Origin of the sequence: Cryobacterium sp. PH31-O1 (genome assembly GCF_030063455.1) — a bacterium.
GTDB lineage: Bacteria > Actinomycetota > Actinomycetes > Actinomycetales > Microbacteriaceae > Cryobacterium.
This window is the reverse complement of sequence record NZ_JASITB010000003.1, coordinates 21,183-33,165: the sequence shown is the minus strand read 5'-3', so window position 1 is coordinate 33,165 and position 11,983 is coordinate 21,183. Positions and strand designations below refer to the sequence as shown.

Annotated in this window: 14 protein-coding genes; 6 read left to right on the top strand and 8 right to left on the bottom strand. The window is 65.6% G+C overall.

The features are described from left to right. Positions 1 to 3 precede the first annotated feature (3 nt). Positions 4 to 1,554 carry a DUF7059 domain-containing protein gene (locus tag QMK31_RS07420; RefSeq protein ID WP_283500313.1) on the top strand — a complete coding sequence of 517 codons (1,551 nt, stop codon included), beginning with the start codon at positions 4 to 6 and terminating at the stop codon, positions 1,552 to 1,554. A gap of 109 nt (positions 1,555 to 1,663) precedes the next feature. Here QMK31_RS07420 and QMK31_RS07415 read toward each other — a convergent pair whose 3' ends face one another. After that, positions 1,664 to 2,683: a hypothetical protein gene (locus QMK31_RS07415; protein WP_283500312.1), complete on the bottom strand. Its 1,020-nt coding sequence runs from the start codon at positions 2,681 to 2,683 to the stop codon at positions 1,664 to 1,666. A 206-nt stretch (positions 2,684 to 2,889) separates the two neighbouring features. Between QMK31_RS07415 and QMK31_RS07410 the strand changes: the two genes are divergently transcribed. Continuing rightward, entirely contained in the window at positions 2,890 to 3,690 is an 801-nt protein-coding gene (locus tag QMK31_RS07410; protein ID WP_283500311.1) for an SDR family oxidoreductase, read from the top strand. A gap of 3 nt (positions 3,691 to 3,693) precedes the next feature. Here the strand turns inward: QMK31_RS07410 and QMK31_RS07405 are convergent, their stop codons facing one another. From QMK31_RS07405 to QMK31_RS07395, 3 genes are read right to left on the bottom strand one after another with little or no spacing between them, the layout of a single operon-like run. Next, positions 3,694 to 4,470, bottom strand: coding sequence for a hypothetical protein (locus tag QMK31_RS07405; protein ID WP_283500310.1), 777 nt, complete (start codon positions 4,468 to 4,470; stop codon positions 3,694 to 3,696). After that, positions 4,467 to 5,381, bottom strand: a complete 915-nt coding sequence (locus QMK31_RS07400) for an ABC transporter ATP-binding protein (RefSeq protein ID WP_283500309.1) — start codon at positions 5,379 to 5,381, stop codon at positions 4,467 to 4,469. Before QMK31_RS07400 ends, QMK31_RS07405 begins: the two co-directional genes overlap by 4 nt. Further along, positions 5,378 to 5,749 (bottom strand): GntR family transcriptional regulator, encoded by a 372-nt coding sequence (locus tag QMK31_RS07395; protein ID WP_283500308.1) that lies wholly within the window; start codon positions 5,747 to 5,749, stop codon positions 5,378 to 5,380. The genes QMK31_RS07400 and QMK31_RS07395 overlap by 4 nt, the downstream gene beginning before the upstream one ends. 164 nt (positions 5,750 to 5,913) lie before the next feature. Here QMK31_RS07395 and QMK31_RS07390 point away from each other — a divergent pair, with 164 nt between their 5' ends. Continuing rightward, on the top strand, positions 5,914 to 7,320 hold the full coding sequence (locus QMK31_RS07390; RefSeq protein ID WP_283500307.1) for a flavin monoamine oxidase family protein: 1,407 nt from the start codon (positions 5,914 to 5,916) through the stop codon (positions 7,318 to 7,320). A 4-nt stretch (positions 7,321 to 7,324) separates the two neighbouring features. Here the strand turns inward: QMK31_RS07390 and QMK31_RS07385 are convergent, their stop codons facing one another. Together QMK31_RS07385 and QMK31_RS07380 are read right to left on the bottom strand one after the other, a co-directional pair. Next, entirely contained in the window at positions 7,325 to 7,984 is a 660-nt protein-coding gene (locus QMK31_RS07385; RefSeq protein ID WP_283500306.1) for a Pr6Pr family membrane protein, read from the bottom strand. Between the two features lie 72 nt (positions 7,985 to 8,056). Then, positions 8,057 to 8,326 (bottom strand): acylphosphatase, encoded by a 270-nt coding sequence (locus QMK31_RS07380; protein ID WP_283500305.1) that lies wholly within the window; start codon positions 8,324 to 8,326, stop codon positions 8,057 to 8,059. Positions 8,327 to 8,532: 206 nt separating this feature from the next. Between QMK31_RS07380 and rraA the strand changes: the two genes are divergently transcribed. Next, positions 8,533 to 9,000, top strand: a complete 468-nt coding sequence (rraA, locus tag QMK31_RS07375) for a ribonuclease E activity regulator RraA (protein WP_283500304.1) — start codon at positions 8,533 to 8,535, stop codon at positions 8,998 to 9,000. Between the two features lie 57 nt (positions 9,001 to 9,057). Here rraA and QMK31_RS07370 read toward each other — a convergent pair whose 3' ends face one another. Beyond that, the gene (locus QMK31_RS07370) at positions 9,058 to 9,633 is read right to left on the bottom strand and encodes a PepSY domain-containing protein (protein ID WP_283500303.1); all 576 of its coding nucleotides are present in this window, start codon (positions 9,631 to 9,633) and stop codon (positions 9,058 to 9,060) included. A gap of 226 nt (positions 9,634 to 9,859) precedes the next feature. Between QMK31_RS07370 and QMK31_RS07365 the strand changes: the two genes are divergently transcribed. Beyond that, positions 9,860 to 10,660 carry a nuclease-related domain-containing protein gene (locus QMK31_RS07365; RefSeq protein WP_283500302.1) on the top strand — a complete coding sequence of 267 codons (801 nt, stop codon included), beginning with the start codon at positions 9,860 to 9,862 and terminating at the stop codon, positions 10,658 to 10,660. A 189-nt stretch (positions 10,661 to 10,849) separates the two neighbouring features. Beyond that, on the top strand, positions 10,850 to 11,530 hold the full coding sequence (locus tag QMK31_RS07360; protein ID WP_283500301.1) for a hypothetical protein: 681 nt from the start codon (positions 10,850 to 10,852) through the stop codon (positions 11,528 to 11,530). Here the strand turns inward: QMK31_RS07360 and QMK31_RS07355 are convergent. Beyond that, entirely contained in the window at positions 11,527 to 11,736 is a 210-nt protein-coding gene (locus QMK31_RS07355; RefSeq protein ID WP_283500300.1) for a hypothetical protein, read from the bottom strand. The genes QMK31_RS07360 and QMK31_RS07355 overlap by 4 nt on opposite strands. Positions 11,737 to 11,983 lie beyond the last annotated feature (247 nt).

The following is an 11,983-nucleotide window of genomic DNA, read 5'->3' as shown; positions in this document are numbered from 1 at the left end:
TAAGTGACTTCTGCAACTCTCATTCCTCGGCTGCGCTCCGACCTCGCTGCCGCCCGGTTCTCCGTTCCCGGCCTGACCGGCCTGTGGGGCATGGAAGCGGATGCCGCCCTGCACCGCAACCAGCCGGTTCCCGCTCGGCGCGCCCTCGCCGCGCTCGCGGCCAGGCTCGGCCGGATCGAGCCAGCCGCGACGCTCGCCCGGCTGTTCCTGCTCGGCGACCCGGTGCCGCGCGGCGACCTCGACGCCGCCCTGCCGGCGCTCGGGGAGGCCGGCGCTCTGGCGCTCGGACTCGTCGCCGCTGATGATGACACGGTGCGCCCGCTCGTCGACCTGCGCCCGTACAGCTTCATCGACGCCCACGGCGCCGGCAGCTGGTGGATCGTGAGCGATCTGGGGGAGCTGGCGCTGGGGCATCCGCTCGGCGAAACCCACGTTCTCGGCATCGGCGGCGCCTCGCGCACCCTGAGCGGACTCATGATTCCGCGCGAAGTCGGTCGCGCGCTCGACATCGGCACTGGCTGCGGAATCCAGGCGATGCACGCCTCTCGGCACGCCGGGCACGTCGTCGCGACCGACATCTCCGAGCGCGCGCTCGAGCTCGCGGCGCTCAACGCCGAGCTCAACGAGATCGACAATATCGAGTTTCGGCTCGGCAGCCTGTTCGAACCGGTGGCCGGGGAGCAGTTCGATCACATCATTTCAAACCCGCCCTTCGTGATCACCCCGCGCGCCGAGGGGGTGCCGAGCTACGAGTATCGCGACGGCGGGATGGTCGGCGATGCGCTGGTCGAGGCGGTCGTGCGCGGCGCTACCGCACACCTCACGCCCGGTGGTGTCCTGCAGCTGCTCGGAAACTGGGAATACCACGGCGAAACGGATGCCTTTGAACGGCTTGAACGCTGGCTCACGCCGGTGGCTGCACCGGCGGCGCCGTCGTCAGAGCTCGATGCGTGGATCATCGAGCGCGAGGTGCAGACGCCCGGCGAATACGCCGAGACCTGGATCCGCGACGGCGGCACTCGCCCCGGTCCCGACTTCGACCGACTGTACGACGCCTGGCTGAACGACTTCGACGCGCGCGGCGTGCGCCGGGTGGGGTTCGGCTATCTTCTGCTGCGCCGTCCGCACCAGAGTATGCCGACCCTGCGCCGCCTGGAACGGCTGCCCGAAGCGCTCGGCCACAACCCGGCCGGCCTCGGTGCGCACCTCGCCGAGTGCCTCGCGGCCCACGATTGGCAGGCTCACACGGATGACGCGCGCCTGGTGCGCACGCAGCTCATCGTCGCCTCCGATGTCACCGAGGAACGCCACTACTGGCCGGGCCAGCAGGATCCCACCCTCATGACGCTGCACCAGGGCAGCGGATTCGGCCGGTCGGTGCCGCTCGACACGGCTCTGGCCGGGCTGGTCGGCGCCTGCGACGGCGACCTCGCGGTCGGTGCCATTATCGGGGCTCTCGCCCAGCTTCTCGATGCCGACGAGCCTGCGTTGACCGCCGAACTCCTCCCGAAGCTGCGCGCCCTGATCGTCGACGGCTTCCTGGCCGTCGCGTAACCCCCGCGCCGCGCCCGTGCGCCGAGAGTCCCTTTTTCTGCCGAGAGTCCCCGTTCGAACAGGGACTCTCGGCAAGAAAGGGGACTCTCGGCCGCACAGCAGGGCGCACTCATTCCGGGCGCAGGCCAGCCTGAAGCAGCAGAGAACGCAGCCGATCGGCTCGCAGTGCCGTGTCCCACAGCCACCGAGCCATACCGTGGCCCGAGGTGAGTCGAACGCGATCCTCGCGCACTTTCTCGTCCCAGACCACTTGGTCAATGGTGCGGCCCCGCAAATACTCAGCGCGGGTGTATTTGACGAAGCCGTCGAATTCTCCGAGGAGTTTAACGGTGCGCAGCTCCTGCCGCTGAATCCAGCGAAAGTCGACGGTGTCGTTGTGCCCGTCGACGCTCGGAAATGTCACCTGCAAATCGGGGGCCGGAAAACGGCACAGGTGGATTTGGCCACGACTCAGCGATTCTCCGGGTGAATCTGAGCGGTTGTCGCTGAACGAGATCGCCTCGAAGGCGGCCCGACTGCCGCGGCACGCTCCAGCCTGATGAAGCCGATCCAGCAGCTGCTCTTTTGACACTCCGGCTACGACAGATCGGTTCGGCAGGATCAATCTTGAGGTTGTACCGTGATCGAGGCTGGCCACCGCGGAAAGAAAGGGTGTGGTGCGCGCCAGATCCAACAGGGTACGCACCAAACTGGTCACGAGCATCCCGTCAATGGTGACGACATCTTCGTCGGAAAGGGCGTCGTGATGCCAGATCACACCGTTTTTGGAATGCACGGATCGTGGGGCACCCACCATGAGATGCACCGCGTCGGGCCAACGTCCAACGATCGGCAGCCCCCAGAGCACGGCCGCCGATTGGTGCGAGAAGACCGGTTGCGCGCGACGGGTTGCGGCAACGGCGCGCATCCGCAGCAGGTATTTCTCGACGGCCTTGAGATCGTCCCAACCGGCCGCGTTCACCACCACGCCACGACGCAAGCGGATGCTGTCGCCCGCCGCCACCGAACGGTTGAGAGCCCGGCCGTCGGCGCTGACAAGGTCCAGGTCGCGGCGAAGCTGTAAGGGCCGCCAGCCCTTGACGGCGGGACGCGCGCCCCCGGGCGTATCCTCGGGCGCAGTCGGTGTCATGCGCTCATCGTTACCGCCCACCGCCAAGTTGAGGCGGTGCAGCCTCACTCCGTGCACAACGCATCTGCTTTGCCGCGTGTGGAGGAGGGCGTCCCACCCTGCCGAGATGCCCCCTTTTTGCCGAGAGTCCTCGTTCGAACAGGGACTCTCGGAAAAATTGGGGCATCTCGGCCAACGGGCGACCGCTAGGGCGCTAGCCTGACGCCATGACTTCTGCACCCATTCCGGCCGCTTTCGACCTCGGCGGGCGCACGGCGCTCGTCACCGGAGCGGGCAGCGCCACCGGCATCGGCTTCGCTGCCGCACGGATGCTCGGTGAACTCGGCGCCCGGGTGATGCTCACCGGTACGACGGCGCGGGTCCACGACCGGGCAGCGGAACTTGCCGCCGCCGGGCTCGACGCCGTTGGGATCGTCTGCACCCTCGACTCGGAAGCTGGCGCCGCGGGACTGCAGGCGGCCCTCGCCGCGGGCGGGTACGAGCCGACGATCCTCGTGAACAATGCCGGCATGGTCGCGGTCGGCGACGCCGAGATGGGGCACGGCGACATTTTGACCAGCCCCGCCGAATGGGACCACGGCCTCGCCATCAACCTGTCCACGGCTTTCCACGCGACGCGGGCGGTGATCGGTTTCATGCGCGCGGCCGGCTGGGGCCGCATCGTGACGGTGTCGAGCGTGAGCGGCGGGGTCATGGCCAGCCGCGGCGACGTTGCCTACGCCGCGGCCAAGGCTGGCCTGATCGGACTGACCAAAGCCCTCGCCGTCGACGAGGCTGCAGTCGGCATAACGTGCAACGCCGTGGCTCCGGGCTGGATCGCGACCGGGTCGCAACTCACGAGCGAGGCGCTGGAGGGTGCGCTCGTTCCGGCCGGGCGCAACGGTACTCCGGGAGAGGTCGCATCCGTTATCGCGTTCCTCGCTTCGCCCGGCGCGGCCTATGTCACCGGGCAGGTGATCGTCGTCGACGGTGGCAACTCCGTAGCCGAGGAGCGCCGCCCGTACTAGCGCCTAGTTCTTCGGAGTTGCTCGACGAAGGGCCAAAAACCCGCCGAAGCCGGCTAGCGCTGCGGGCACCAGCAGCCAGGCGAAGATGCCCGCGATGCCCTGCGCGCCGAACCATACGGCGACCGGCGGCCAGCTGCTCGTGAACGTGATGATCGTGACGGTGCCGACGATGGCTAAGGCCAGCGAGCTCCAAAACACGAGCATGCCGGGCATGCGCCAGCGCATGTAGATGGTCGCGATCGATGCGCCAATGAAGAACACGAGCAGCTGCATCACGAAGAACGAGAACAGGTCCACCCAGAAGCCGTCGATGCCGAGCCAGAGTGCGTTGAACATGTAGGTGTCGATGAACCAGCCCTCGGTGACCTGTTCGAGCTGGGTCAGCACAGCGAAGGCCAGTGCGTTGGCGGCGGAGATCAGCACGAAGAGCAGCGCGGTGCCGAGGTAGAAGTCGCGGCGGGTAACGCCGAAACCGAGCGCGAGGGGAAACCCGAACGAGATGGCCTGCACACCGACCACGATCAGATACCACTGCGGTGAGAGCACAGCCCAGCTGTAGCGTTGGCCCTCGATGGCATCGGGCGTGCCGAGCCCGCCGGCCGTGAAACCGATGATTTGGGCGATGAAGACGGTAATCACAAACGCTATCCCCACGATCAGCCAGGGGATTCCAATGTAGGTTCGACGGTCGACGAGGTGCAGCCGCAATACGTTCCAGATGCGCGCCGGGGCGCTGCGCGGGTGAACGGATGCCGCGGTGCCGGTCAGCAAATCGGTCATGAGCGTGCACTCCAGGCGTCGGTCGTGGTCATAGATTCAGAGGTCGTGCTCGTCGTGCGCTGCACGATCAGCTGCTGCAGCGATACCGGCGAGAGCTCGAGTCCGGCGGCACGGGCTGCGGTTCGTTCGGTCTCGCCGAGGCCGGCGACGGTCACCGAGGCGAGCCCGCCGATACCATCTCGAGAGATGATGTCGCGGCCGGCGACGAAAGCGTCGACATCCGTTTTCTTGCCGACGACGGTGCTCGCGGTTCCGCGCAGCTGCTCGGCGTCCTGGTCCATGAGGATGCGACCCTCGTCGATGACGAGGACGTGCTCGAGTAGGTTGCTCACCTCGTCGATGAGGTGTGTCGACAGAATAATCGTGCGCGGATGCTCGGCGTAGTCCTCAAGAAGGCGATCGTAGAAAATCTGCCGCGCGACCGCATCGAGACCGAGGTAGGGCTCGTCGAAGAAAGTGAGCGGGGCGCGCGAGGCGAGCCCAATGATCACGCCGACCGCTGAAAGCTGGCCGCGGGAGAGCTTCTTGATCGGACGGTTCAGCGGGAGTCGAAAATCGTCGACCAGGCGGGCGGCGAAGGCGGCATCCCAGTGCGCGAAGAACCATGGCGCGTTCGCGAACACGTGCTCCGGTCGAAAGCTGTCCGGATACTTCTGGCTCTCCTTGATGAAGCACAGTGACTGCAACACCCGCGCGTTCTCGACCGGTGAAGCACCGAACACTTCGAGGGTGCCGCTCGTGGCGAACTGCTGCCCGGTGAGCAGCTGCATCAGGGTGGTCTTGCCGGCGCCATTGCGGCCGAGCAGGCCGTAGATCTTGTTGCGTTCGACCGTGAAACTCACGTCGTCGATGGCGGTGAAGGCGCCGAACTTCTTGGTGAGGCCGGTGACACGCACTGCGGTGTCGGTCATGAGGTGCTGCTCCTTCTCTCGGATTCGCCGATCATTTTGGCCACCTGCTCTGGCGTGATGCCGAGCTTGGCTGCCTCGTTCAGCAGTGGGCCGACGAAATTGCCCCGAAACTTCTCGGTGCGGGCGCCGAGGAGTCGCTGCCGGGCGCCGGTTGCTACAAACATTCCTATTCCTCGCCTCTTGTAGAGAATGCCGTCTTCGACCAGGCGGTTGACGCCTTTGCCCGCAGTGGCCGGGTTGATGCGGTGAAAGACCGCGAATTCATTGGTCGAGGGCACGGGGGTTTCTTCCTCTATGACGCCATCGATGATGTCGTTTTCGATCTGCTCCGCGATCTGCACGAAGATCGGTTTGCCCGCTTCGATCAAGACTGCCTGCTTTCAGTGGATGCTGCGCCCGTTTCGGTTCACGGGTTAGTTGGTCATGTAGCTAACCAACTACCTTGAGAAGAAAATGTCAACCCCCACGGTCTGCGGTAGTTTGGTCTCATGACTGGCGCCGCACCGAATGACCCTTTTGAACCGGGCCAATCGTGAAGCGGCGCACTTTTCTGCTCGGTACGGCATCGGGTTTTTCCGTGTTGGCCCTCGCCGCGTGTGTGCCGCCGGCACCGGTGCCGACGCCATCCGTTTCGCCCACCGCGGTCACGCCCTCATTGGTGCCCCAGCCCCTCATGGTCTCCCGCACCAATTGGTCGACCGACGCCTTCTCTCGGGGATCGTTCAGCTATGCCGCCGTGGGAGCCACGCCGGAGCACCGCACGGCCCTCGGCCAGGCTATCGACGCCCGCGTGTTCTTCGCTGGTGAAGCCACCGCGGGGGAGGAACCCGGCACAGTACAGGGCGCCCGCGCCTCTGGCTTGCTCGCGGCCAGCCAGGTGCAGGACGTCGCGGCACCGGGCGAACGAATCATCGTCGTGGGTGCCGGCATCGCCGGCATCACCGCCGCTCGCCAGCTCGTCGACGCCGGCTTCAGCGTGGTTGTGATTGAGGCGCGCGACCGCATCGGGGGGCGCATCGATACCGTCAACGGCGATTGGCCGTTTGCGATCGAACGAGGCCCCTCCTTCGTGCACTCCACTTCCGACAATTTTCTGGATGACGAGCTGACCGCCCTCGGGGTGACACTGCTGCCTTTCGTGCGAACGCCCGAGGTGCGTACCCGGGCCGGTTTGGTGGTCGAGGTTTCACCGGTCGGTACCCAGGCCGTCACCGGCGCTCTCGACTGGGCGGCCGATCAGCAGCAGGACATCTCGGTCGAGCGTGCTCTCGTCGACTCGGGAGAAGCCGGCCTGTCGACGACGGCAAACGCCGAAGGCCTGTCGGATGCCGACTGGCTCGAGTACGAAATCGCCACCAAGCTCAAGGTGGAAACCGGGGCGACACCGAGCCAGCAATCGGCCTGGTACACGACCGACATCGCGAGCGCCGACGATGACCAGATCGTGATCGGCGGGTACTCAACCCTGCTGACCAGTGACGCGGAGGGGCTTGAGGTGCTGCTTTCAAGCGTGGTTAATCGTGTCGCTCACGATGACCGTGGTGTGAGCCTGCGGCTTGGGACCGGCGAGTCGTTGTCGGCCGATCGGGTTATCGTGACGGTGCCGCTTGGCGTGCTGAAGGCTGCGGCGATCGAATTTTCACCCCCGCTGCCCTTTGCCCACCGGGGTGCCATTGCGGTGCTGGGTATGGGCGTGGTCGACAAGGTCTGGCTGCGCTTTGACGCGCCGTTCTGGGATACAGCGGCCCGGCTCTGGACCATCGTCGGCGAAGACGCAGACTTTCCGGTGTGGATCAACATGATGCCACTCACCGGGGAACCCATTCTCATGGGCCTGGTCGCCGCCGAAAACGCAACCCGACTGAGCGAACTCGACGACGATGCCTTTCTGGCGGCCGCACTCACCGCGCTCGAGCCGTTCCTCGCTGTTCCTGACTAGCAGGTCAGGTGGAGGGGCGCCAGGGTGGGAGCAGGTGGCGCGGTATCCGCTTCATTCGCGTGATCCAGGTGAGCAGCGCCGCGATGCCGGTAATGATCGCCACGATGATCAGGCAATAGAACACGGTCTCGCCCGGGCCGCTCACCTGGCGGGCGTCGAGAAAGAAGTACGGGTACCAGCCCACAATCGGTCCGCGAATGAGCGTGAAGACCAGCCAGAACACCGGAAAAACAATGGCCCAACCGAGATATTTCCACGACAGGCGGGCCTTGAACGGGTCGACGATCCAGTCGATGAGGGCGCAGGTCGGAATCACGAAGTGCAGCAACTGGCTCGACCACGGCACCTCGATCGAGTAGTTCGCCCCAGAGGACTGCCAGACGATGATTCCATAGACCACGCCAGAGACCAGAATGTAGGTGGTCACCATGGCACGCAACATGTCGAGCCAGGCCGGGTCGGTGGGCCGTCGCAAGGCCACCCCGGCGGCCGTCACGAAGACGAAGATCGACGCAATCGCGCTCTGCACAGTGAAATAGCTGAAGAAGTTCGCGATCGCAAACGTGGTCACTCCGAGGGTGTACTGAAAGTAGCCGATCAGAGCGACCAGTGCTGCCGCCGTCAGGCCGAGGCGCGCCACACCGAACGCGGTGCGCGCTCTCATTTCCGCCCCCCGGTGGGGCTCGTGCGCGCGGTCATAGGCTAACGCTACGCCAGCGCCGGGCAGCCGCCGACCTCAGCCGGTGATCTGAAACTCACTCTCACCGGTCGCGGCGACATCACCCACCTCGAGGGTGGTCACGACGGCGTAGCGGGGTCCGGTCTGCAGCCAGAGCAGCATGCGCGAAACGGATGCTTCCGGGCCTTCGATTTCGAGCTCCACCGATCCGTCGGGACGGTTGCGCACATACCCGACCAGTCCGAGCTGAAGCGCCCGGGCTCGGGCGTGGTATCGAAATCCGACACCCTGCACCTCGCCGCTTGCGAGAACTCGTTTGCGAATCACCACACCATTGTGCGCCCGACTCCGCAGTCGCGCGACCGTCGGGGTTTCGCTCGATACGAGTGCGTGGGGGCCGGGACCAGAGTCAAGCTCTCAGTTGGACTCATCTCAGCTCGGCAGGCCGCACCAGCATCCGGTCCGAACCGGCAGCCCGCGCTGGGCGGCAGTCAAGGGGCCTACTCTGGAAGCAACGAAACCCTGGAGGAACAATGACCGTATTGACCGCCGATTTGTACGACGAGCGTGGCGAAGACCTGCAATCCGTACCCTTGCAGTTTCAGACGATCGGTGGGCGAGCTCGCTTCAGCGGCCCGATCCGGACGGTCACCTGCTTCGAAGACAACGCCCTGCTCAAGTCGATCCTGTCCACACCCGGTAACGGCGCCGTGCTCGTCATCGACGGCGGCGGCTCCCTCAACTCCGCGCTCATGGGCGACATGATCGCCGACCTTGCTGTCGCGAACGGATGGTCCGGCGCGATTATCAACGGCGCAGTGCGGGACCGTGTCGCCATCGGCGCCCTCGACCTCGGGGTGAAAGCGCTCGGCAGCAACCCGCGCAAGAGCTCCAAGACCGGCTCGGGGGTAGCGGATGCCATCGTCGAGTTCGCCGGAGTGGTCTTCACCCCCGGACGCACCGTCTACTGCGATGAAGACGGCATTCTGGTCGAACGCTGACGTCGTCAAACCGGTGAAGCGCGAAACGAAAAAGCTCAGCGCTTCACCGGAGCAGACCTACTGCTGCACGTCGTCGATGCTCACGACAACGAAGTTGGCGTCGAGGTCGACGTCGCGGTCACTGCCGTCGTCGAGGGTGACCTCAACCTCGTACAGGTGGTCCCAGTCGTCGTCCCGATCGAAGTCGGTCACCCGACCGCTGCCCACCGCAGCGAGGGCGGCGGCCTCCGCGCTGGCTCGCTCAGTCGCGGCCTGGTCGGCTGCACTCGTATCGGCCGTGGCGCTTGACGTGGCACTCGGTGCCGCTGAACTGTTCGACGTGCTGTCGTCGTTGTCGTAGTCACCGACCCAGACCACGTCAAAGGAATCGTTGAGCTCGACGTCGACCGTGGTGCCGTCGTCGAGGCGAACCTCGAGATCGTAGGCACTTCCGCCGTCATCGTTGCGCTCGGCGCTCGTCACGGTGCCGGGACCGACGTCGGCGAGGGCGGCGTTGCTCGCGCGGTCGAGCGTTTCGCCAGAGAGGGGGCCGTCGTTGTCGCCCATGTCGCTGACGGCCAGGGCTATGCCCGCACCACCCAACACGAGTACGACGCCCACGGCCGTGGCGATGAAAATATTCTTCTTGTTCATGGTGCAGGTTCCTTTACGTTGGAGCCCCCAGGCGCAGGGAGACCAAACGGCCATGCCTAAGTTGCCTGCCCAGCCTAAGCGAAGGAATGTACGCCCCCTAACGTGCGCGCACACGCCACCGCCCATTCACTGCTGGGCTGATCGGCCCCGCACGCAAGTATCCCAAATGGGGGCTCTTGCCGTCATCCTCCGGGCGGTTATATTCAAGCACCCGAACAGGAGAGCCGTGACAATCGATGCTCCGATCATGCGACAGCGTTGCCCCGCGCAGTCGATCATAGAAGTGCTCCTGCTGGAGCAGCGCCTGATCGCGCCTCGTAACCCGCTGCAGCGTCTGATCGGTCGCTCCCCGCTCGGCGCCGACGCCCTGCAATGTTTCGACGCCGCCCGCGCCGAAATCGCGGTGGGACTTGCTCTCGCCGGACTGCCCAGAGAATGGATCGTCTTTCATTCCCTTCCGGTCGGCGACAGCGGCGCCGACGTCGACCACCTTGTGATCGGCCCTGGCGGCGTGTTCGCACTCCATTCCGACCGGCAGGCACGCAAAGCCGTGCAGGTAGCCGGGCGCAGCGTGCTGGTCGGTGCCCGCAAGATTCCGTATATAAGGGAAGCGGAATACGAAGCCGTCTGCCTCACCACCCTTCTCTCCCAGCGGATGCCGCGCGCCGCTTCGGTGCACGGCGTCGTCGTGCTCGTCGATACCAAGAGCGTCACGGTGAAGGCGCCACCATCGCGGGTGAAGATCATTGAGGTAGACAACCTGTGCGCGTGGCTTCAGGGACTGCCTCCGGTGCTGGCACCCCTCGACCGGCTGGAGATTGCCGGGTTCGTCGAGAACCCGGCGCTCTGGCAGGCCCTCGCGGCGCTCGAACCGGCCGAGATCCTGCAACGTTTCGGTGTGCTCGAGACCGAAGTGGCTCGTGCTCGTCGCACCCGCCTGTTCTGGTTGCCGCTGGGAATGGTGCTCACCATCCTGGCCGCCCTGGAGCTTATTCTGGCCTTGCCCCGTCTCGTGAGCGCGGTGTAGCGCGAGACTCGAGCACACAAAGCCGCTCGGCTCCTGTGATTTGCAGGAATCTAGCGGCTTGTCAGTGCTCGGAGGTCGGGACTGTCGGTGCAACCGGGGCGGCATCCTCTTGGTGAAAAGTCACCCATTCTGGGGGGTCTTGCCGCGAGGGCGGCACTGGCAAGATATAGAACCCGGCGAGGAGCACTCATGACTCACATACTCTCCACTCGGCGCCGTCTGGTGACGCCGCCGGAATTGCCCGAATCGACTCGCACCGGAGCGCCTCGATCATCGACCGACCCAGCCTCGCTGTTCGCCCGTGTGACACGGCAGGCCGCCGCCTCGCCGACCGACGTGGCGCTGGCCCGTGCGCGCAACGAAATCGCCGTCGACACGCTGCTCGCGACGTTGCCGGAACACTGGGCCGCATTTACTTCGCTGGGTGGTGACGGGGCGAGCGCGGCGCGACTGCTGGTAGGACCGGGCGGCGTTTTCGCGCTGCACGCCCAGGTCTATGACGGCCAGATCGCCTGGATGAGCCGCCACACAGTGTTCGGGCAGCGCTCCCCGCAACTAACTGCCACCGAAGCCTCCGCGCGTCGCCTGACAATGTTGCTGCGCGGTCGGCTGCCGCTGCGCACCGCGGTGCAGCCGGCCTTCGTCGTGCTCACCACCCGCGCCCTGTGGGCGCCCGGGCGGTTGAGCTCGGGCAGGACGCCGCCCGTTCCGGTGCTCGGCGCCGCCATGCTCGGCGATTGGCTGGCCGCGCGCCCGCAGGTGTTACGCCCGATCGAACGCATGGAACTCGCCGCCGTGATCGACAACCCGCTGACCTGGGGTGTTCGCCCGTCGATCGTGCCGCGTGCCGATCTGGGCACTGGCAGCTAGCGTTTGGCTGGCCCGTTCCCCTTGGCTGAGAGCAGGCGCGCGCGCACCGAGAAGGCTCCGCCCACAAGGAGCGACACCACGGCTGCCGGCAAGATGACGTCAACGAATTGGTTACCCGAGAGCAGATTGGCTAGCAGTAGAAGCACAGCCAGGCCGCTGAAACCGAGTCCCGCGATCGCGCAAACGTTGAAAGTCAGGTGTTTCACGATCGAATCCAATCGGTGGGGTGACTTTCAGGCTAGCCGACGTTGCCCTGCTTAGCGGGGGAGCAGCGTGGGGGTCCCGCCCCTCTATTGGCAGCGGATGCTCCGTGCCAGCCTCCCGCATCGCTCCAGACCCGAATGAGAATTACTTAGGAACTGCTAACCGATGCTGGAACACGGCCGATTGTCTATACGGAATCGGCGGGTGTCGGGGCCACGATAGTACGGGGGTGCAAACCCGTGGTGAGGC